At 41.7% G+C, this 21,134-nt stretch carries 18 protein-coding genes, 2 tRNA genes and 1 other annotated feature; of the genes, 3 read left to right on the top strand and 17 right to left on the bottom strand.

The features are described from left to right. Genes leuD through ilvB form a run of 7 tightly spaced genes read right to left on the bottom strand, consistent with a single transcriptional unit; the run spans nucleotide 1 to nucleotide 8,035 of the window. On the bottom strand, nucleotides 1–600 hold the full coding sequence (leuD, locus tag M0696_RS14115) for a 3-isopropylmalate dehydratase small subunit (protein ID WP_166849959.1): 600 nt from the start codon (nucleotides 598–600) through the stop codon (nucleotides 1–3). Nucleotides 601–612: 12 nt separating this feature from the next. Then, complete coding sequence (leuC, locus tag M0696_RS14120; RefSeq protein ID WP_222143284.1) at nucleotides 613–2,031, bottom strand: 3-isopropylmalate dehydratase large subunit; 1,419 nt, start codon at nucleotides 2,029–2,031, stop codon at nucleotides 613–615. 51 nt (nucleotides 2,032–2,082) lie between these two features. Further along, nucleotides 2,083–3,180, bottom strand: coding sequence for a 3-isopropylmalate dehydrogenase (gene leuB, locus M0696_RS14125; protein WP_222143285.1), 1,098 nt, complete (start codon nucleotides 3,178–3,180; stop codon nucleotides 2,083–2,085). A 20-nt stretch (nucleotides 3,181–3,200) separates the two neighbouring features. Next, on the bottom strand, nucleotides 3,201–4,757 hold the full coding sequence (locus tag M0696_RS14130; RefSeq protein ID WP_222143286.1) for a 2-isopropylmalate synthase: 1,557 nt from the start codon (nucleotides 4,755–4,757) through the stop codon (nucleotides 3,201–3,203). After that, entirely contained in the window at nucleotides 4,744–5,772 is a 1,029-nt protein-coding gene (gene ilvC / locus M0696_RS14135; protein WP_003222549.1) for a ketol-acid reductoisomerase, read from the bottom strand. The genes M0696_RS14130 and ilvC overlap by 14 nt, the downstream gene beginning before the upstream one ends. A 23-nt stretch (nucleotides 5,773–5,795) precedes the next feature. Beyond that, the gene (gene ilvN, locus M0696_RS14140; protein ID WP_166849947.1) at nucleotides 5,796–6,314 is read right to left on the bottom strand and encodes an acetolactate synthase small subunit; all 519 of its coding nucleotides are present in this window, start codon (nucleotides 6,312–6,314) and stop codon (nucleotides 5,796–5,798) included. After that, nucleotides 6,311–8,035 carry an acetolactate synthase large subunit gene (gene ilvB / locus M0696_RS14145; protein WP_222143287.1) on the bottom strand — a complete coding sequence of 575 codons (1,725 nt, stop codon included), beginning with the start codon at nucleotides 8,033–8,035 and terminating at the stop codon, nucleotides 6,311–6,313. The genes ilvN and ilvB overlap by 4 nt, the downstream gene beginning before the upstream one ends. A 122-nt stretch (nucleotides 8,036–8,157) precedes the next feature. Next, nucleotides 8,158–8,405, bottom strand: a binding site (T-box leader). A gap of 446 nt (nucleotides 8,406–8,851) precedes the next feature. Between ilvB and M0696_RS14150 the strand changes: the two genes are divergently transcribed. The 3 genes from M0696_RS14150 to M0696_RS14160 all read left to right on the top strand — a co-directional run bounded on the left by M0696_RS14150 (nucleotide 8,852) and on the right by M0696_RS14160 (nucleotide 10,835). Then, nucleotides 8,852–9,175 carry a hypothetical protein gene (locus M0696_RS14150; protein ID WP_166849941.1) on the top strand — a complete coding sequence of 108 codons (324 nt, stop codon included), beginning with the start codon at nucleotides 8,852–8,854 and terminating at the stop codon, nucleotides 9,173–9,175. A gap of 197 nt (nucleotides 9,176–9,372) precedes the next feature. Further along, the gene (locus M0696_RS14155; RefSeq protein ID WP_222143288.1) at nucleotides 9,373–9,828 is read left to right on the top strand and encodes a GNAT family N-acetyltransferase; all 456 of its coding nucleotides are present in this window, start codon (nucleotides 9,373–9,375) and stop codon (nucleotides 9,826–9,828) included. A gap of 182 nt (nucleotides 9,829–10,010) precedes the next feature. After that, on the top strand, nucleotides 10,011–10,835 hold the full coding sequence (locus M0696_RS14160) for a YsnF/AvaK domain-containing protein (protein WP_222143289.1): 825 nt from the start codon (nucleotides 10,011–10,013) through the stop codon (nucleotides 10,833–10,835). Nucleotides 10,836–10,893: 58 nt separating this feature from the next. Here the strand turns inward: M0696_RS14160 and M0696_RS14165 are convergent. The 10 genes from M0696_RS14165 to rph all read right to left on the bottom strand — a co-directional run bounded on the left by M0696_RS14165 (nucleotide 10,894) and on the right by rph (nucleotide 21,040). After that, nucleotides 10,894–10,985 (bottom strand) — tRNA-Arg (locus M0696_RS14165). A gap of 432 nt (nucleotides 10,986–11,417) precedes the next feature. Beyond that, nucleotides 11,418–11,795 carry a recombinase family protein gene (locus M0696_RS14170; protein ID WP_248602081.1) on the bottom strand — a complete coding sequence of 126 codons (378 nt, stop codon included), beginning with the start codon at nucleotides 11,793–11,795 and terminating at the stop codon, nucleotides 11,418–11,420. Between the two features lie 521 nt (nucleotides 11,796–12,316). Next, nucleotides 12,317–13,615 (bottom strand): restriction endonuclease subunit S, encoded by a 1,299-nt coding sequence (locus M0696_RS14175; protein ID WP_222143290.1) that lies wholly within the window; start codon nucleotides 13,613–13,615, stop codon nucleotides 12,317–12,319. Next, nucleotides 13,612–15,042, bottom strand: a complete 1,431-nt coding sequence (locus M0696_RS14180; protein ID WP_222143291.1) for a class I SAM-dependent DNA methyltransferase — start codon at nucleotides 15,040–15,042, stop codon at nucleotides 13,612–13,614. Before M0696_RS14180 ends, M0696_RS14175 begins: the two co-directional genes overlap by 4 nt. A gap of 132 nt (nucleotides 15,043–15,174) precedes the next feature. Beyond that, nucleotides 15,175–18,381 (bottom strand): type I restriction-modification system endonuclease, encoded by a 3,207-nt coding sequence (gene hsdR, locus M0696_RS14185; RefSeq protein WP_222143292.1) that lies wholly within the window; start codon nucleotides 18,379–18,381, stop codon nucleotides 15,175–15,177. A 178-nt stretch (nucleotides 18,382–18,559) separates the two neighbouring features. Beyond that, nucleotides 18,560–18,832: a hypothetical protein gene (locus M0696_RS14190; protein ID WP_222143293.1), complete on the bottom strand. Its 273-nt coding sequence runs from the start codon at nucleotides 18,830–18,832 to the stop codon at nucleotides 18,560–18,562. Nucleotides 18,833–18,965: 133 nt separating this feature from the next. Beyond that, a tRNA-Arg gene (locus M0696_RS14195) sits at nucleotides 18,966–19,039 on the bottom strand. Nucleotides 19,040–19,168: 129 nt separating this feature from the next. After that, the gene (locus tag M0696_RS14200; protein ID WP_166849930.1) at nucleotides 19,169–19,678 is read right to left on the bottom strand and encodes a metallophosphoesterase; all 510 of its coding nucleotides are present in this window, start codon (nucleotides 19,676–19,678) and stop codon (nucleotides 19,169–19,171) included. Nucleotides 19,679–19,693: 15 nt separating this feature from the next. Then, nucleotides 19,694–20,290 (bottom strand): XTP/dITP diphosphatase, encoded by a 597-nt coding sequence (locus tag M0696_RS14205; protein WP_248602082.1) that lies wholly within the window; start codon nucleotides 20,288–20,290, stop codon nucleotides 19,694–19,696. A gap of 12 nt (nucleotides 20,291–20,302) precedes the next feature. Beyond that, nucleotides 20,303–21,040, bottom strand: a complete 738-nt coding sequence (rph, locus tag M0696_RS14210) for a ribonuclease PH (protein ID WP_222143294.1) — start codon at nucleotides 21,038–21,040, stop codon at nucleotides 20,303–20,305. Between the last annotated feature and the right edge of the window lie 94 nt (nucleotides 21,041–21,134).

Here is a 21,134-nt window from a genome sequence, read left to right on the forward strand (position 1 = left end):
TTAGGCTTGAAGCCAAGAGCTTCTTTGTGATTCAAATTGCTTGATTTCATCTTCAAGAAGAAGCGTTAATGAAATTTCATCATAGCCATTGATGAGCATCTCTTTCCAATGCGGATCAACTTCGAATGAAATTTGATTGCCTTCACTGTCATGAATTAGCTGATTTTCAAGGTTAACAGTCATTTCCAATGACTGGTTTTCATACTGACCGACAAGCTTTTTCCAATTGTCATATGGCATGCGGATCGGCAGCATACCGTTTTTAAAGCAGTTCTGGTGGAAAATATCCGCAAATGACGGCGCAATGATAATTTTAAACCCATAATCATCAAGCGCCCACGGAGCGTGTTCACGCGATGACCCGCAGCCGAAGTTTTCTCCTGCTATTAAAATGGAAGCGCCTTGATAAACAGGCTGGTTTAATTCAAATTCAGGGTTCGGCTCACCTTTTGCATCATATCTCCAGTCAAAGAATGCAAAACGGCCGTAGCCTGTTCTTTCAATCCTCTTCAAAAATTGTTTAGGAATAATCTGATCTGTGTCAACATTGATTCGATTTAATACGGCTGCTTTCCCCGTATGTGTTTTCAAAGGTTCCATCTCGCGCACTCCTTACACAACTGTTTTTTCCTCATAAAACTTTCTGACATCAATGAAGTGTCCGTGAATGGCGGCCATCGCAGCCATTGCCGGGCTGACGAGATGTGTCCTTGCACCTTTTCCTTGCCTGCCCTCAAAGTTGCGGTTAGAGGTTGACGCACAGCGCTCTCCCTCAGGAACAACATCATTATTCATGCTTAAACACATGCTGCAGCCTGACTCTCTCCATTCAAATCCAGCTTCCAAGAAAATCTGGTCAAGCCCTTCTTTTTCAGCCTGAAGCTTCACGCTTTGAGATCCGGGAACAACGATGGCTCTAACGCTATCAGCTACCTTCTTCCCTTTGATCATATCAGCAGCCTGGCGAAGGTCAGTCATGCGGGAATTTGTGCAGGAACCGATAAATACATGCTCCACTTTAATGTCTTCAATTTTCTGATGAGGGGTTAACCCCATATATTCATAAGCGCGAATCGCTTCTTTTTTGTCATCTTCTGCGGAGAAGCTTTCCGGTGCAGGAACTTCAGAATCAACTGGAAGAACCATTCCCGGGTTGATGCCCCATGTCACCATAGGAGAAATGTCGTTGCCGTCAAGGACGATAGATTTATCGTAAACAGCGCCCGGATCTGTGCGCAACGCCCTCCATTCCTCTACAGCCTTATCAAACTCTTCGCCTTTTGGCGTGTACTTGCGGTTTTTGCAATATTCAAATGTCACCTCGTCAGGTGCAATCAAACCAGCTCTAGCTCCTGCTTCAATTGACATATTGCATACGGTCATTCGTTCGTCCATCGTCATATTTCTGAATACTTCCCCAGTGTATTCAATGACGTAGCCAGTGCCGAATTTCACTCCGTATTTGCCGATGACTGCAAGAATGACATCCTTTGCCGTTACCCCTTTTTGAAGCGTGCCGTCTACGCGCACTTCAAGTGTTTTCGGTCGCTGCTGCCAAAGCGTCTGTGTGGAAAGGACATGTTCAACTTCACTCGTCCCGATTCCGAACGCAAGAGCGCCGAATGCGCCATGGGTTGATGTATGGCTGTCGCCGCATACAATCGTTTTCCCCGGAAGCGTCAAGCCCAGTTCAGGGCCGACGACATGGACAATCCCTTGATCCACACTGTGAAGATCGGCAAGGCGCACGCCAAATTCTTCACAGTTTCGTTCAAGTGCCGTCACTTGGCGTTTCGCCACTTCATCCTTTATCTCAAAACGATTGACGGTCGGGATGTTGTGGTCCATTGTCGCAAATGTGTTTTGAGGTCTTCTGACCTTTCTTCCCTTTTGTCTCAACCCTTCAAATGCCTGAGGAGACGTGACCTCATGGATAAGATGCAAATCAATATAGAGAAGATCCGGTTTTCCCTCACCATGTTTTACAATATGCTGATCCCAAATCTTTTCGATGATCGTTCGAGGCATCATCTTTTACTTCCTCCCTCTACCTATGAACTAAGACCGCTTTAACGTAAGCCGTCACACATTAGAAATTGTATTTTCACTCATGATTGCTGCCTTAACTTTCTCTGTAATGGCCTGAGTGCTGCTGAACTCTTCGCCTCGTGCCAAGTCTCTTGTTCTCTTTCCGGAAGCCAAGACTTTGTTAACCGCATCTTCTACCGCTTTCGCTTCCTCTTCAAGCCCGAAAGATGTTCTCAAAAGCATTGCCGCTGACAATATGGCCGCGAACGGATTTGCCATCCCTTTACCGGCTATGTCAGGCGCGGAGCCATGAACAGGCTCAAACAGATGAAGACCTGAGCTTGATAGGCTGGCTGACGGGAGCATTCCGAGTGAGCCTGTAAGCATGGACGCTTCATCGCTTAAAATATCACCGAACATGTTTTCAGTCACCATAACATCAAATTGATTCGGTGCATAAATCAGCTGCATGGCCGCGTTATCCACAAGCATGTGCTCCAGCTTCACATCAGGAAAGTCTTTTGCAACGTCCTCAGCCACTTCTCGCCACAGTCTGCTTGATTCAAGAACGTTCGCTTTATCAACAGAGGTCACTTTGCCTTTTCTGGCTGCCGCCATTTTAAAACCCTCTCTGATCACGCGTTCAATTTCTGTCCGCTTATAAAACAGTGTGTCTACTGCTTCCTGCTCACCATCAGTGTTTACATAGCGTTTGCTCGGCTGGCCGAAATACAAGCCGCCTGTCAGCTCACGGACGATAACGAAATCAACGTTATCTATATATTCTTTTTTCAAAGGTGAAGCGTCAGAAAGGCTTTCAAACACCTTCACAGGCCGCAGGTTCGCAAACAAATCGAGCTGTTTTCTGATGCTGAGCAGCCCTTTTTCCGGTCTTAGCTCCGAAGGATTTTGATCCCATTTCGGTCCACCGACAGCGCCAAGCAATATAGCGTCGGCATTTTTACAAGCGGCAACGGTTTCCTCCGGGAGGGGGTTATTATGTTCATCAATCGCAGCCCCTCCAATCAGGCCATATTCAAATTCAAATTCATGGTTAAAGCGTTCGGCAACACTTTTCAGCACGTCTGTCGCTGATTCTAATACTTCAGGGCCGATCCCGTCTCCGGGCAATAGAGCAATACGTTTCTTCAAGTTAACCGTTCTCCTTTCTCTTATGATCCGACAGCTGTATGATTTTTAAGTCCGCTCATATTCGACTGGAAAACCAATTGACGGTTGACTGCGTTCAAATAGGCTTTCGCTGAAGCTTCTAATACGTCTTGCGCTATGCCCCGCCCTGCTGATTCTTTTCCGTTCACCAAAACTCTTACATACACCTGGGCAAATGCGTCTTCGCCTTTTCGATTGGACTGAATGCGGTAATCCAAGAGCTCCACGTCTTTATCGATGCAGCGCTCAAGCGTGTTGTAGATGGCTTCCACGCTTCCGGCTCCAGTTGCCGCTTCTTGAATAAGTTCTGCGTTTTCTTGATTTTTCAAGGAAAGTGTAGCCGTAGGAACCTGACTTGTTCCGTAATGCACTTGTAGGGAAAGAAATTCGTACCCAATCTTGCGATCTGTTACTTTTTCTTCTAAAATAAGAGAAACAAGATCCTCATCAGTGATTTCTTTTTTCTTCTCAGTCAACTCTTTGAACATCGTAAAGAATTTATTAATCTCTTCACTATCAAATTGGAATCCTAAAGCAGTCAGCCGGTCTTTAAATGCGTGGCGTCCGGAATGTTTCCCTAGGACAAGCGCATCTGCTGTTACGCCGACAAGCTCCGGTGAAATAATTTCATAAGTCGATTTTTCTTTTAAGAAGCCGTCCTGATGGATGCCTGATTCATGAGCAAATGCATTATCGCCCACAACCGCTTTATTACGCGGAACAGCCATGCCTGTAAGCTTGCTTACTAAATCGCTTGTTCGCTTAATCTCGTTCAATGTAATGCCTGTTTCAACTTGATAGAAATCTTTTCTGATATGAAGGGCAACGGCAATTTCCTCTAATGCCGCGTTTCCGGCTCTTTCACCGATTCCGTTCACAGCGCATTCAATTTGATCAGCGCCATTTTCAATCGCAGCAAGAGAGTTTGCGACTGCCATTCCCAAATCATCATGACAGTGGGCCGAAAGCTTTGCTTGATGAATGTTCGGAACGTTTTCCTTCATATATTTAAAGATATTTCCGTATTCCTCTGGGGCCAGGTAGCCGACCGTGTCCGGAAGATTAATAACACTTGCGCCTGCGTCAATGACTTTCTCAACGATTTCCGCTAAAAACGGCAGTTCAGTGCGGCAGGCATCTTCAGCTGACCATTGCACAACCGGAAAACGTTCTTTTGCGTATTTCACCATTTCAACGGCTCTTTCAATCACTTGCTCACGAGTCATTTTCAGCTTGTGTTTCAAATGAATGTCCGATGTAGCGATAAATACGTGAATTCTAGGGTAAGCACCGTCTTTTAACGCTTCCCAAGCAGCATCAATATCACCTTTTACACAACGGGCAAGACCAGTCACTGAACAATTTTTAATGGTTCTTGCAATTTCCTGAACAGCTAAAAAGTCACCTCGGGACGAAGCGGGAAACCCCGCTTCAATGATATCTGCCCCAAGTCTTTCGAGCTGCTTTGCTATGGCAAGTTTCTCCTGTGTATTTAAGTTCACGCCAGGGGACTGTTCACCATCACGAAGCGTCGTATCGAAAAAATTAATTTTGCGCAACGGAGACCACCGCTTCCTTCTTCTTGCCTTGTTTCACAAACGGCATCATTTCACGAAGCTTTCTTCCCACCACTTCGATTTGATGTTCGTTCTCGCTCGCATTGATGGCGTTGAAACGAGGACGGTTTACTTGGTTTTCGACGATCCACTCTTTTGCGAATGTACCGTTTTGGATATCTTTTAATACTTCTTTCATAGATTCTTTTACTTTAGCGTCAACAACGCGAGGTCCTGATACAAAATCTCCCCACTGTGCTGTGTCAGAGATTGAATATCTCATTCCCGCCAGTCCTTCTTCGTACATAAGGTCTACGATTAATTTCAGCTCGTGAAGACACTCGAAGTATGCAAGTTCAGGCTGATAACCTGCTTCAGTTAATGTTTCAAATCCGGCTTTTACAAGCGCGCTTAATCCGCCGCAAAGAACGGCTTGCTCACCGAACAAATCTGTTTCTGTTTCTTCTTTAAACGTCGTTTCCAAAACGCCCGCTCTAGCACCGCCGATTCCTTTTGCATATGCGAGGGCTTTGTCTCTTGCTTCTCCAGTCACATCTTGATAGATCGCGAACAATGCCGGTACGCCAGCTCCTTGCTCATATGTTCTTCTTACCAAGTGTCCCGGGCCTTTAGGCGCTACCAAGAATACATCTACATCCGCCGGAGGAACAATTTGATGGAAATGAACGTTAAATCCGTGAGCGAACACCAAGGATTTTCCGGCTGTCAATTCATCTTTAATTTCAGCTTCGTATACTTTTTGCTGCTGCTCATCCGGAAGCAGAACCATGATGATTTCGGCTTGAGCTGCCGCTTCTTTTACTGAAAATACTTTATGTCCGTCTTCTTGGGCTTGAGTGAAAGATTTTCCTTGTCTAACACCGACGATAACGTCAACTCCGCTTTCTTTAAGGTTCAGGGCATGCGCGTGACCCTGCGATCCGTATCCGATAACCGCTACTGTTTTTCCTGCCAATACGTTCTCTTTGATATCACCGTTATAATATACTTTTACCATTTCAATCTCTCCCTTGTTATGTTTTATACAATAGATATTGTTTTATTGGATGACGCCTTTTGCTGGGTACCCCTCGCAAAAGCCGTTGTACCTGTTCTCGCGATTTCTTTAATGCCATAAGGTTTTAACAATTCAATAAGCGCTTCAATTTTATTAGATTCGCCTGTTACCTGAACAACGATGCTGTCTCTGCTGACATCAACGACAGAGGCTCTGAACGGTTCTATGATTCCATTAATCTCTGATCTCGTTGACGGTGCGGATACGACCTTAATTAAGGCCAGCTCCCTCTGGACAATCGATTGATTAGTGATGTCCGTGACTTTCAGCACATCAATCTGTTTGTTGAGTTGCTTTGTCAGCTGTTCAACATCATTTTCTCCTTCAACGTGAACGACAAAGGTGATTCTGGAAATGCCGGTTGTTTCTGTGTGTCCAACTGTAATGCTTTCAATGTTGTAATGTCTTTTTGTGAATAGACCGGTGATCCGGTTTAATACGCCGGAACGGTTCACCACAGTCAATGTGATAATTCTTTTCAAGGTTTCACCCCCACCATTTCATGCAGCCCTTTCCCCGGAGCCACCATCGGGAATACTTTTTCTTCGCTGGCAACCCGCACGTCAATGACAACCGGTTCTTTTGATGTTAATGCCTCTTCCAGCTTTTCTTTCGCTTCCGCTTCTGATGAAATTCTCATTCCTTTAATGCCGTATGCTTCTGACAATTTGACAAAGTCAGGCTGAGAAGCGAATTTAGATTCTGAATAGCGTTCTTCATAGAAAATTTCCTGCCACTGTCTGACCATGCCGAGACAAGCGTTATTTAAAATCACGACTTTGACCGGAAGATTCAATTCGCGAATGACATCTAGTTCTTGGAGCGTCATTTGAAAACCGCCATCTCCGAGCACCGCAACTACAGTAGCATCTTTATCTGCAAGCTGTGCGCCAATCGCTGCCGGAAGTCCGAATCCCATCGTTCCAAGTCCGCCAGATGTGACCCATTTATCTGCTTTTTGAAACGGATAAAATTGCGCTGACCACATTTGATGCTGGCCGACATCCGTTGCGACAATGGCCTCCCCTTTTGTAAATTGATGAATATATTCAATCAATTTCTGCGGTTTAAAGCCTTCTTCTTCATTATCTACATACCAGAGCGGGTACTCTTCTTTCCATTCTGCAAGCTGTTTTTTCCATTCGCTTGAATCGCTTTGTTTACCATCTTGTTTGATCAGCTCCTGCAGGACAATTTTGCTGTCTCCGACTACAGGAATCTGTGTTTTCATGATCTTTCCAATTTCAGCAGGATCAATATCGATGTGGGCAATCTTTGCGTTTCTTGCAAAGTGCTTCAGGTTTCCTGTGACGCGGTCATCAAAACGGGCGCCGATACTAATTAAAAGATCACAATCATGAAGGGCCATATTGGCTGTATATGTGCCGTGCATTCCCGCCATCCCTAAGAAAAGCGGATGGTCGGCCGGAAAGCCTCCGAGCCCCAATAGGGTGTGTGCCACAGGGATTTGCTGCTGTTCGGCATAATTTTTTAATTCTTCTGACGCTTTTCCATGCAGTACGCCCGCACCCGCCAGGATCACCGGTTTCTTTGCGCTGCTTACAGCTTCCACAAGCTTGCGGATCTGCAAATAATTCGGCTCTGTTGTCGGCTGGTAGCCCGGGAGATTCATCTCATGATCGTAACTGAATTCTCCTTCAATTGTTGCTACATCTTTCGGAATATCAATCAATACAGGCCCGGGCCTTCCAGTTGTTGCAATATGGAACGCTTCTTTAATGATACGTGGCAGATCTTCCGGCTGGCGAACCTGGTAGCTGTGTTTTGTGATCGGCATCGTAATCCCTAAAATGTCCGCTTCCTGAAATGCATCGCTCCCGATCACTGATGTTGCGACCTGCCCTGTAAAGACGACTAAAGGCAATGAATCAATCATGGCATCCGCAAGGCCTGTAACAAGGTTTGTCGCTCCCGGGCCTGACGTGGCGATGACGACACCCGGTTTTCCAGATACTCTTGCGTATCCTTCCGCTGCATGGATCGCACCTTGTTCGTGACGGGGAAGGATATGTACCATCCCTGAATTGTAGAGCTTATCGTAAATCGGAAGCACAGCCCCGCCCGGATAACCGAAAATCATTTCTACTTTCTCTTTTTTTAATGATTCAATCAACATTAATGCTCCGCTCATCGTCTGTGTACATTTGGCAGATGCTGAATCCACCTGTACATTAGTCCCCATTTTAGTTCCTCCTTTTGGATTCTCATCCTCTAAAGATCAATCTTTTTATTAGCTTGATAGCTGATTATTCAATAAAAAAAGCCCTTCCGCCCACAATCAGCCGCGCAGTAAATGCGATAGCTAAAAGGGGCGAAAAGGCTCTTCTTTCCGCGGTACCACCCTTGTTTACGGCCCGTTAAATCGGCCGTCTCATGGATATTTCTATCCGCTTTAATAACGAGTGAATCAAGTTCACCCGGCCAAGTCCTACTATCATTTCAGACTGGCACTCTGAGGCGAGTTCACCTTGTAAAGCTTCGCCGGTTCTCAGCTAACCCGGTTCTCTGTGGAAAGCTTTATCAAGGCTACTTATCCTCATCTGCGCTTTTCATATTCAGTCTCCGGAACAGCTTGGAGCTGTTCAAGGAGGTCGTTTGTTTTTTAATTTTTCAGAATCATATTGCGATGATTTTCGCTTGTGAAGCTTGCGTTTATCTTTTGTTGAACTCATATTACGCCGCTTTGGACGCAGTGTCAACAGCATTTTTTAAAATTATTAGATAATTTTGATTAATCAATCTATATTGTATACGCTTTCATTATTGGCGCATAAGGAATTGCAAATGTTAAAAGTTTTTATAATTTTTTTATTAATCTATCAAAGATACACCAGAATTTTTCAATTTCATATAAACATGTCATATTTTATAACATTCTATCATTGGGATATAAATTGCAGTCTGACAGATGACCTTGCAAACCAATTCAATTCGGATAGGCACTTCCGTTATTCCCCCGGCATACAGTGATGGTATCTTGCAAAGAAAAGGTGATACAATGAATAAATCATTAGCTGATATGCAAGGATTCCCCACACACTTTCCCAACTTTCCGCAACCGTATTATCCTACTGCCCCTGCCTTTTACCAGCAAAGCCATCAGCCATTTGGAGGCTATGGATACGGTCAGCCGTACAGCCAGGCATACAGCCCGATAAGCACTCCCTCTGCTATGTACTCCTCCTATCCATTTGCTTCAGGATTTTATGGGCAGCAATTTGCAGGGACCGGCTATAGCGGCCATGGCGGAGGTTTCAGTATCCCGGCGACACACGCCGGCGGATTCGGTGGAGCAGGCGCACACGGAGGGTTTCGGTATTAAAGATTACCACAGAGGCCGAACATTTAAATTCGGCCTCTTTTTTTGCTTTAAAATTTCTTTTTCAGAGCATATCATTCTGTAGAATAATCCATACTGTCAGATTTTCTGTCTTTATATTTGGAAAACAGAACGAAATATGATTAACATGAAATGAAAATATGTTCTGCAAACCTACAAGCTCTGAGGAGGAAATAGAATTGTATATAAAAATAGATGATGTAACTGGACATCAGGTGATCTCACTTGTGAAGGAGCACCTACATAGCATGACACTCATGTCCCCGCCCGAAAGCATTCACGCCTTAGGTTTAGAAAGGCTTCGAGAGCCTGAAATAACATTTTGGAGCGCATGGGAAGGTGATGAACTAGCCGGCTGCGGAGCACTTAAAGAAGTGGACAGCCGACATGGAGAAATCAAATCAATGCGAACATCTGCATCCCATTTAAGAAAAGGCGTTGCCAAACAAGTTCTTCAGCACATCATAGAGGAGGCTGGGAAGCGAGGCTATGAGCGGTTAAGCTTAGAAACGGGTTCAATGGCTTCATTTGAACCGGCAAGAAAATTGTATGAAAGCTTCGGTTTTCAGTACTGTGAACCGTTTGCAGACTATGTTGAAGATCCGAACAGTGTGTTTATGACGAAGGAATTGTGAAACGCTTTATAAGGATAGATAAGTGCAGGGGAAGGTCTGTCTTATCTATCTTTTTTTATATTCACACATTTTTCACCTTTATGATACACGCCAATGTTTTCAATTTTGTTTAATCTAAAAAACAGCGGGAATTACAAACGACATGAACGATATCATGCAAATTCATAAAGGAGGAGATTGATATGAAAAGCATAGTTGGTGTATACGAAACCCCGCAGGAAACTATCGGAGCGATTGAAGGCTTACTGACAAAAGGCTATGATTCTGACGACATTTCTGTTGTGACAAGCCGTCGAGATACAGATTATTTGGGGTCACGTACAGGAACAGAGGTCAATCAAGCCATCGATGCACATCAGGGAGAATCTGAATCTTTTTTCGATAAACTGAAAGATTATTTTACAATGGATGATACTGCTGCACACAGCAAAGCATTATCCGATTTGGATATTAAAACGGATGAAATAGACAAGTATCAAGAAGATTTGGATGACGGAAAACTTCTGGTAGCCGTCGATACAGATGCAGATGTAAATGCTCCTCTTGATAACGGCAGTCCCCTTTCAGGCGGCTTTTCAACCACAAATGAAATGGCAGATTATACAACGAAAGAAGAAAAAACGATGCCGCTCCGGGAAGAACAGCTGAAAGTCGATAAAGAAGACGTTCAAACCGGTGAAGTAGAGATAGGAAAAGAAGTAAAAACAGAAAAAAGAGATATGGATATCCCGGTGAGACATGATGAAATTTATGTCGAACGCCGGCCAGTGGATGAAAATAAAGCGGATGCTTCTCCCGTCAACGATTCGGAAGAGATCAGAGTGCCAATCGTTGAGGAAAAGCTGGAAGTGACTAAAAAACCGGTTGTCACTGATGAAGTGGTTGTCGGTAAACGCACTGTTGAAGAAAATGAACATATTTCTGAAACTGTGAAAAAAGAAGAACCTCGTCTGAATAAAGAAGGAAAAGTTGACGGCTTGGATGATGATCCGTTAAATAACAAATGAAAATCATAAGACGACAACAAAAAACCTCAAATCCAATTAGGATTTGAGGTTTTTCTTTTGGTACGTCCCAGGAGAGATTCGAACTCCCGACCGACGGCTTAGAAGGCCGTTGCTCCATCCAGCTTCCATCCTTTTTATATCGCTATTCGTTCACGTTCATGTATAACGGTCACTTTCCGAACTTTGACCGATTGACTTAATTTTCTATTATAATAGGTCATACTTTGTATTTCAACAATATAATAGTTGAAAGTCATACTTTTAAAACATCGGTGCATTTGAAATCTTCATGGCGTGTGAATGAACCAACTATGGGGCTATCCCGCTTATAGCCCTACTAAAAATGTGGAAATACACCCCCACCTCGATTACAAAAGAAAAGAGACCCCTTGGGAGTCCCATATTAACTCACTTGTTGATACTCTTTGATTAACTTATCAAGAGTTGGTCTTGAAACTCCTAGTTCTTTAGCAAGTTGAGTCTTAGATACTTCTCTGTTCATATACCGTTTATAATGCTTATCGAAATCTGGGATTGATACTTCTTTTCGTCCTTTGTACTTTCCTTCTGCTTTAGCAATTGCTATTCCTTCACGCTGCTTTCAAGCATATTTTCACGTTCAAAATCGTTAATAGCACTTATCATCTTTAGCATTAGCCTGCCTGTTGCCGTTGAAGTGTAAATATTCTCTTTGATTGATAGTTGAACCCCTTTTGATTCTAATAGCTCGACTAGTTCTAATAAGTCTTTTGTGGAGCGTGCTAATCTTGAGAAGTCTGCAACATAGATTGTATCCCCTTCTCTTGCAAAGTCTAACATCTCCTGCAACTTTGGTCGGTCTGTGTTTTTTGCTGATACCTTTTCTTGATACACCTTATCTATTTGGTACTGCTTCATCGCTTCGACTTGTCTCGCTTCATTCTGTTCAACTGTTGACACTCTGATATATGCTATGTTCATGTTCTTCGTTCCTTCCGTACTTAGCTGATGAATCAAAGATAGCATATTGTAAATCTAAGTCCAAAGACTTTGTTTACATTTTGTAAATCATTTATAATATACACTTTAGATTTACAATCCATTAATACCTATCACTTGTAAACTTAAAGCACGCTCTAGTTTTACATATAGCCTGTTAAAAACAGAGATATCTGCTTTTTGATATTACTTAGCAGGATACGCCTCTGTAATCAATTATCTTTATCGAACAACATCAGTTTACCACTATCTGATTTATCACTTTACCACACTAAATCGTACTTATTATTTGAGTCGTATCGGAAATTTACTAAATGCCAGTTCGTGAATGAGAGTGGTTTCTGTATTAAACCAAGACACAAACCAACCAACTCCACCGTATGTTTACAAATACCATTATATTCGCCCTAAACACAACACATCATCAGACCTCTAAACACCATCCAAAATGCCATATGTGCAGTCCAAAAAAGCATCCAACTAATTTGGATGCCTTTTTACAACTATTTCACTTGTTCCTGTAGTACCTCTTTCAGCAATTCAATCGCTTTTTCTTCACTTGGGTCGTTTGTTCCAAGTTCACCACGAAACGCTTGAGAAAGAATAGATTGATTTACTCTTTCTGTGTTTTCTATAGTAGTTTGAATTAATTGTTGTTGAGCTTTCAATTTATTAATAAGAACCTCTACTTTATTAGCGATTCTTCTTTGTTCTTTTAACGGCGGTATTAATACTTGCACTGGCTTTAGTGTTTTTCCCGATATTACTGGTTGAGCAGATGAATTACTAAATCTATTTAGATTGAGATTTTTCAAATGCCAATACAGATACATTTTATCAAAAATATTCTCTGAAAAGGAAACTTTAAAAGCATTATCTGTCACCCAAGCACTTTTTGGAGTCTTATGCACACTCCCGCAATAAAATCCTACTCTTCCAACAACAATGGTTTCATCATCCACATTGCTCTCATCATGCATACCTGTTACTCCATTTCCTCCAAAAACAGGAATATTTCCGTTTTCATTCATATTCTTTTTTGTCAAAGCATTTCCCGAAGAAATACTTATTACTGAATTAAAAGAAGCAACTATCCAATTATCTGGTATTTTAAACAAAGCCTCACCTGTTGAAATTACCTTATTAATTCCAACTACGTCAGTCATACTTTCTTCAGTTTCATCGTTTGTCCCTAATTCCCCACGAAACGCCTTATCTAAAATAGCCGCCCGACGAAGTTCAAACGTTTCCTTCGCTTCCTCAATCAACTGCTTAGCTTCTTCAATTTTATCTAAAAGCCGCTCCACTTTCTCAACAATTCTTTTTTGTTCATTTAAAGGTGGAATTGGTAATACACTTGCCCTAAGGTACTTAAAATGTCTGCTATACCCTTTGTTTGGTAAATTAATTATTTTTAATAGGTAGTAAAAGTACTTTGGATAAAAATGTTTTAAAGGTTTTAACAATTTTGTACCATCTGCTCCTTGAGCAAAACTAAAATCTATCCATTTTAGAAATCTTGTATGGTCACCAAAAACGATAACTGGTAATTCACCTGTATATTCATTTTCTTGATTATTAGTATATCCAGAAATCAACTGCATTCCTTGGTCAATTACAGGTATTCTCCCTTGTTCTTCATAATCCTTTTGTTTAATAGCACTTGCCCTATTACTGCTTGTTTTTATTACACTATCAAACTTTACCCATATCCAATTCTCTGGCACTTCATAAGGTTGCTCTTCCTCTGGTAATAATGCCTCTTCTAACAATTCCTCAATAGTCTTCTTTTTCTTACTCATTTTCTGACCACCTTATCCTCTTCAACAGCACGTAATTCCTCAACTACTTCATTTAATAAATCCATTGCTTGTTGAAGTTTCGCAACCGCTTCTTCTGCTGATTCAATAGGGTTTGGTAAGTTTTCATATGGAGATAATGACTCATCTGCAATCAATCCAATATCTAAACTATCATCTTTTTTCGCAATTTCTTCACGTGTAAACTTGTTCCAACGTTCATCTCCAACTTTAGAACGATCTTCTGCCACATATGCTCTCATGAAATTTTCAAAATGATCCATTGTTAGTTGATTACGTTTTCCAAATGAAGTCATATTTGTACGAAGGTCATATACCCAAACATCTTTCGTGTTATCTTGATCTGTTGTTCCCCTTGTGAAGAACAATACATTTGTTTTTACACCTTGAGCATAAAAAATCCCTGTTGGTAATCGTAAAATCGTGTGTAAGTTACATTTATTCATTAAATCACGACGTATTTGTGAACCTATGCCGCTTTCGAACAACACATTATCAGGCAATACAACCGCCGCTCTTGCATTTCCATCATCTTTCAAGGCGTTATAAATCAACTGCAAGAAATTTAACTGCTTGTTAGATGTTTCAAACGTTAAATCATCACGAGAAACACGTTCGCCACCTTTTTTTGTACCAAATGGAGGATTCGTTAAAATGACATCTAAATTTTTCATCCATTTCCCGTTCCCCGACAAAGTATCGCCTTGTTCCAACCGTCCTTCGATATTATGAAGCAAAGCATTCATGAGTGCCAGACGATGTGTGTCCTTAACAAGTTCCATTCCAGTGAAAGCTTCTTTCTTTTGGAACTCAGCTTCTTGCGGCTCTATATCATAGTAGTCATCTGTTTGATTCTTTAAATATTGGTCTGCAGCAATCATGAAACCGAATGTTCCAGCTGCAGGGTCAGCACACCGCTCACCAATTTTCGGGTCAATTAATTGAACCATCACATCAATTAATACACGAGGTGTAAAGTATTGCCCCGCTCCTGATTTCTTTTCACTGGCATTCTTCTCTAACAATCCCTCATAAAGATTGCCCAGTCCTTCTTCTTTCGCATTGTACCAATCAAGAGCATCAATTGATTTGATAATTTTCTCTAAGTTTTTCGGCTCAGCAATACTTGTAGAAGCATCACTGTATATTAGACGCAGCCGCTCATTTTCACTGTTTCCTAATTCAAGTAACAATCGCTGATAAAATGTCTTTAATTCCAAACCTTCTTTATCTAACAAATCATCCCAACGATATCCTTCTGGAATCACACCTTCTGTTTCCTGCTCCTTCATCATTTTGAGGAATAATAAGTAGGTTAACTCTGTTACATATTGCTGATAGGTAATCCCATCATCACGTAACACATTACATAAATTCCATAGTTTTTGAACGATTTCTTGGTTGTTCATTTTTCAGCCTCCTGCTAACTCCGTGTATATTTTAATTTTGGATTCTCATTCAAACCTCATTAAAGTGAAAATCAAAGATAAAGTAACTTATCTATTATAACTTAAAAAATGCCCCTATGAAGAGGCACATTGTTAACTAATATAAAGGTTCTCATTTATAGTGGTAACAACCGTATCAATATAGTCACCGAACTCCCGCTTCAGCAATTTATAGCCGCCCGAAGTTTTAAATGGTTCTTCCGAGAATGCCTCTTCTGCAGTTGGTGCTAATACAGGCACTTTAAGTAATTGCTTTTCTATTCTCTCTAACCATTTCTTCTGTCTTGGAGTCCAATCATGCAGTGAATACACTTTTTGCATCGCTTGTTTAATACGTGCTTCATGGGCAACTAGTGCTTCACCTAATGCAGCTTGGCGAATAAAGCTAATAATGTCTGCTGCAATGTCTTCATTTTTTGTCTGCTTCCAAGCTGTTTGCAAATGAGATTGCTTAAAGCCTTTCGTTTCTAGAATGGTAATAAGTTCTCGTAAATCCTGCCTTGTTAAATCTTTCGGGCGTGTGCAAATAAGATGAAGAGCGGGAATTTCATTAATATTTTCTTGGATAAAACGAACGAAACCTTCTAAATAATCTTCTGGTCTCTTGTTTCCTTCACCGTATCCCCGAACCACATCTGTTACTTCATCCTCTTTGTTGGAGATATATCGTTTCTCGCCTTTTACCCGATAGGCTTCCATATATTCAAATAACATGTTGTGCTGTTTTGCTTCTTGTGGCGTATACGTTTGAATTTCTTTCGCCCACTCATCCACATTTTTTCCATTCGACAATTCTTCAAACTTTTGTTTTCCTTCTTCATTCAGCCTTTGCTTGCGACGCTGAATTTTCGCTGCCAATTGGTCACGATAAAACGAAGCTTCATCTTCTGCAGTAGCATTGGCAAGTGATTCATATAGTTCACCGATACTGTAATTTTGTTTCTTTACAACAGGTTTCATCTCCGTATAGCTTTGCAATTTATCGTAGATGCCCACTGCATCGTAAATGTTAAAGTGTGTTTTTCCAATGTCGGGACAAAGACGGGTTGCACGTCCAAGCATTTGGTCATAAAGAATACGAGACTGTATACGCCGTAAGAATACTAGATTTGTTATCGGAGGAACGTCAATGCCTGTGGTGAGTAAATCAACCGTTACAACGACATTTGGCAGCCGCTCGTTCTTAAACCTTTTAATGGCATCTAATGGCTTATAGATATAGCCAGTAATTTTCATAATAGCATCATCTTCAATTTCATCGCCACGTTCTTTAAAGGCTTCCTTTAATAACCGAACAACTAAATCTGCGTGTTGGTCAGTTGCTGCAAAGATAAGAGTTTTCTCTTTTCCTGTCGGATCAATGTATTCAACCAGTTTGTTTAGAACCGCCCGATTAAAAGGTTCAGTAATTACCCGTTTATTAAACTGTTCAACCTCAAAATGAATGGTATCTTCCATTTTTTCTAGTTGAATCTCGCCTTTATCAACATCATACACTTCAACTTCTTCGTCTTTTTCAAGAGTAATGCCGACTTGTGAAAGTTCTGTCTTAAACAGATATGGTGGTTCATGGTCAACTAAGTAGCCATCCAGAACCGCTTCACTATAAGAATACTTAAAAATAGGCATACCAAAAATCTCTGTTGTATGAAGAGCTGGTGTTGCAGTAAGTCCTAAACATGCCGCATCAAAATAATCAATTACACGTCGATATTGGCTAATATAATCATTTTGGTCACGGAATTCCAATTCTTCCTCTGACATTTCTTTGTCACTTGTATAGCCACGATGTGCTTCATCTACAATGATGAAATCATACTGCCCGACACTTGGAAGCTTCTCGTTATCGCTATAGAAAAGTCTTCTAACCATTCCCTGCACCGTCGCAATTTGCACCTTCGTTTCAACTTCTGGAGACATGTCTTCTAAAGACTTTACATCGTATATATCAGCAAATGAGTAGCCTTCAATTTTTGTATCCTTAAGTGCATCCTCTGTCTGTTTTCCTAACGAATTACGGTCTACAAGGAAAAGAATACGACGACATTTTTTGGACTTAATTAAGCGATACATGAGGGCGATAGCAGTACGAGTTTTCCCAGTTCCCGTTGCCATTGCAATAAGCATTCTTCGTTGCCCTTCTTTTAATCCCTCTTCAGCGGAAAGTACCGCTCTTTGCTGATAATGACGCAAACCAAACTTCGTAATATCCTCTTCTTCTAAGCGTTTATTTGCATCCTTATCATCTTGACTAAGAAGAAGCTGCAAGTCATCAGGTGAATGCCAGCCTTCTAATGGGCGAGCATGTTCTAACGGTTTACGTGAATCCCAAAACCAGATGCCCGACTCTTCTTGAAGTTGTCTCAAGTATGGTCGGCCGTTCGTTGCGTATAAAAACGGCACTTTATATTCACCTGTTGTAGGTATGATGACTTCATCTTCGACTTGTGTCACATTTTTTGCATACACTTTTGTTTGACTTTCTAATGCGCCAGGAATCGTTTTCTTTTTTGCCTTAGCTTCAATAAAGCCAACAAGCTTTAAGCCAATAAACAACGCATAGTCAACCCTGCCGCCATTGACCTTCCATTCTGCAATTGCCATGTTTCGATTTTTCTCTGGCAGCGTTCCGTTCTTTTGATGATTTAGTACAGTTGTGTCTACTTCCCACCCAACAGCACGTAGTTTTCCATCAATAATCGTACGTGTTTCAGCTTCAGTTAATTGCTGTCGACGCATAAAGTTTTTGGATATCTTTTTACGTTCGATTTTCACCTCTTCTTGTTCCACTTCCGCCTGTCGACGAATTGCCTCTAATTCTTCTTCAAGCTTTTTGACTTTCTCCTCATATTCTCGCTGAAGTGTTTCTGTACTCTGTTCTACTTGTTCTTGAAGTTCTGTATACTCTGGTGCTTGAAAATCCCAATCACCATATACCTCCATGAACCAAATGGACAAGCGGAACGTTAATTGCAACAAAGCCTTTGCTTCTTCTACTTTTCCATAATCCGCTTCATGCATCGCTACATTCCCTTTGCGACGAAGAGCCTCTAATATATCAATTAATTCAGGCTCAAGTAACCTTTCCCGACGCAAAGTGTTAATGCGATCCACTTGCGTTGTACCATATGCCTCTTTAATATTTTCAGCGGCAAGAATAAATTTAGTTAGTGTTTCAGCGAACAATCGCAGTTTCATTACTGTTGTATGGGGGTCATGATATACATTTCTCTCAGCTGTCTCTCCCAAGTTAGCAAGTACATCCCATTTCCCTTGAAAAAATGAAAAGTTGCCACTCATTGTTATCACCGTTTTCCTAAAAGGTTGTTTGTGTCCATTATACTATAATCATGCAAAAATTAGGAAAGAAGATGTATCGCTCTTTTTTCTATCTGCTCCTTAGTTTAGGTTCATTCTTTAACCAAGTGAATAAAAGACGAGTTTTATTAGTTATTGTTTAAATATCGAGGCTACGACATCAGATTTGATCGATAAAAAGAAGAGCCTCAATTGTTATACTCTGAAAATGCTCTACATGGAGGACATAATCGCTTGTTGTACGGCTTCTATTCCCACTCACCTTCATTTGCCTAGTGTTGGTTTCGAGAGCATCAGAAATCAACATTGAGTCATCCAAGACCTCAAACTGTTTTATTTTTTCTTTTGAAGCTGTGGAACTAGTTATGGTCAATCCATTTAATAATCCCTTTACATCCGAATCAACATCTAATAATCCTTTTCTTTTTGTCACAACAAAAAACCTCCTATATCGAAAGTGATATAAGCCAATAACAGGTGTAATTTCTTACGTGACCGTTATACTGACCGTTTCACTATACGATATAGAAGGTTGATTTGACGGGTTTTAGCACCCGATTTAAATACGTCCCAGGAGAGATTCGAACTCCCGACCGACGGCTTAGAAGGCCGTTGCTCTATCCAGCTGAGCTACTGGGACATGTTTCGTTTTTTGTTTTTCACTTTAACTATCAGCGACAAGATTTATTATATATGGGATGCAACAATAAGTCAACGGTTTTTTAGAATTTTTTTCATGAGGAAGAAAAATTTCTTCCTCATGACTTTTTTATAGTGTGACCTGGTTTTGCAGATCCTTAATTTCATGGCCTGTTTGGTCGTAAAAACGTACTGTCGCGGCATCATTTTCTAATGTTAGTATAGCATAGCTTTCTGTCCTGCGCACCCTCGGAAGCCGGATGCTGCCTGGATTAATCATCAGTTTCCCACGCAACACTTCGCTTCCTGCGATGTGCGAATGCCCGAAACAGATGATATCCGCTCCGAGCTCCTCTGCACGATAGTATACGTTTAACAAGGTCTGTTTTATACCGTGAAGGTGGCCGTGCGTGACCAGTATTTTTTTTGAACCGGCAGTCAGAATAAGCTCGTCCTTAAAGTCGCCGGTAAAATCGCAATTGCCTTTTACAACCGCATAAGGATCCAATGCCGGATGCCCGGTTTCAAGCTCAGAGTCTCCGCAATGAATCATGAGATCAACTTCTGCTTCATGTCGTTTCGCGATGGTTTGGAGTTCTTCTTCAAGCCCATGGCTGTCACTGATAATCAGCACGTTCATGTACAAGCTTCCTCCTTATGCCTCCAAAAGCTTAGACAGCTTTTTAAGCGCGTCAGCCCTATGGCTGATTTTATTTTTTTCATCACTTGTCAGTTCGGCCATTGTCTTATCTTTATCCTTCACGATAAAGATGGGGTCATAGCCAAAGCCGTATTCTCCTCTCGGCTCTTCAGCAATATACCCTTCAACATGGCCTTCGACTGTTTTTGTTTCCTCACCGGGGATACTCACAGCCAGTGCGCAGCGGAAACGGGCCGTGCGCTGTTCTTTTTCAATTCCTTTCAGCTCGCTAAGCACTTTATCGATATTTGCCTGGTCATCTTTCTGTTCCCCTGCATAGCGGGCGGAATAAACGCCGGGTCTGCCCCCGAGATTATCGATGGACAGGCCGGAGTCGTCTGCAATCACCATTTTGTTCACTGCTTTGGCAACAACTTCTGCTTTCAGAATGGCATTTTCTTCAAACGTATGGCCTGTTTCCTCAATTTCTTCTGTGAATCCAATTTCAGCTAAAGATTTGACATCATAGCCTTTTGGCTCAAGGATTTCTTTAAATTCCTTCACTTTTCCCGGATTATGTGTCGCAATAATTGCTTCTTTCATGATGATCAAGCCTTTCTGTCTTTATTTCAGTTCTGGCAGAGAATCACCCAGCACTTCTTTTTGCTTGTCAATCAGTTCCTGAATGCCTTTTTCAGCAAGACCAAGAAGACCGTTCAGATCCTCCCTTGAAAAAGTCGCCTCTTCCCCGGTTCCCTGCAGCTCTACAAAACGGCCGTTGCCAGTCATAATGACATTCATGTCAACCTCAGCAGAGGAATCTTCTTCATAATTTAAATCTAACAAAATTCCCTGCTCCTTATCAATTCCGACAGAGATCGCAGCAAGAAAATCAGTGATCGGATTTGTCTTGATCGTTCCCGCTTTGATCAGCTTGCCAATCGCAATCGCCATAGCAAGAAATGCACCTGTAATGGAAGCGGTTCTTGTCCCGCCATCGGCCTGAATGACATCACAGTCAATCCAAATGGTACGTTCACCGAGCTTTTCTAAATCTACAACTGCCCGAAGCGCGCGGCCGATCAAGCGTTGAATCTCCATTGTTCTGCCGGAAATTTTCCCTTTAGAAGATTCTCTGATTGTTCTTTGGTTTGTTGCCCGCGGCAGCATGCTGTATTCAGCTGTAATCCAGCCTTTTCCTCCGCCTCGCAAAAACGGCGGCACGCGGTCCTCAACAGACGCGTTGCAGATTACTTTTGTATTTCCCGCTGTTATTAGAACAGAACCTTCCGGATGGCTGATAAAATCCAAATCGAATGTGATTGGACGCAGCTCATCATGTTGTCTTCCGTCATGTCTCATGTTTTACCTCCGATTGTATGTACATAAACCATTTTTGTCCCGGAATTGAATAAAGAAAGAGGCAGCCGGAACGCTAACCTCTTTCTTACTAGTA

Origin of the sequence: Bacillus rugosus, from assembly GCF_023238245.1 — a bacterium.
Taxonomy (GTDB): Bacteria; Bacillota; Bacilli; order Bacillales; family Bacillaceae; genus Bacillus; species Bacillus rugosus.

Excerpts from the sequence above, each read along its gene's own strand:
- ilvB (WP_222143287.1), bottom strand. The coding sequence starts at position 8,035 with ATGGGGACTAATGTACAGGTGGATTCAGCATCTGCCAAATGTACACAG.
- M0696_RS14200 (WP_166849930.1), bottom strand. The coding sequence starts at position 19,678 with ATGAACGTGCTGATTATCAGTGACAGCCATGGGCTTGAAGAAGAACTC.
- M0696_RS14180 (WP_222143291.1), bottom strand. The coding sequence starts at position 15,042 with ATGAACAACCAAGAAATCGTTCAAAAACTATGGAATTTATGTAATGTG.
- M0696_RS14160 (WP_222143289.1), top strand. The coding sequence starts at position 10,011 with ATGAAAAGCATAGTTGGTGTATACGAAACCCCGCAGGAAACTATCGGA.
- M0696_RS14175 (WP_222143290.1), bottom strand. The coding sequence starts at position 13,615 with ATGAGTAAGAAAAAGAAGACTATTGAGGAATTGTTAGAAGAGGCATTA.
- M0696_RS14170 (WP_248602081.1), bottom strand. The coding sequence starts at position 11,795 with ATGAACATAGCATATATCAGAGTGTCAACAGTTGAACAGAATGAAGCG.
- leuC (WP_222143284.1), bottom strand. The coding sequence starts at position 2,031 with ATGATGCCTCGAACGATCATCGAAAAGATTTGGGATCAGCATATTGTA.
- hsdR (WP_222143292.1), bottom strand. The coding sequence starts at position 18,381 with ATGAGTGGCAACTTTTCATTTTTTCAAGGGAAATGGGATGTACTTGCT.
- ilvC (WP_003222549.1), bottom strand. The coding sequence starts at position 5,772 with ATGGTAAAAGTATATTATAACGGTGATATCAAAGAGAACGTATTGGCA.
- rph (WP_222143294.1), bottom strand. The coding sequence starts at position 21,040 with ATGAGACATGACGGAAGACAACATGATGAGCTGCGTCCAATCACATTC.
- leuD (WP_166849959.1), bottom strand. The coding sequence starts at position 600 with ATGGAACCTTTGAAAACACATACGGGGAAAGCAGCCGTATTAAATCGA.
- M0696_RS14150 (WP_166849941.1), top strand. The coding sequence starts at position 8,852 with ATGAATAAATCATTAGCTGATATGCAAGGATTCCCCACACACTTTCCC.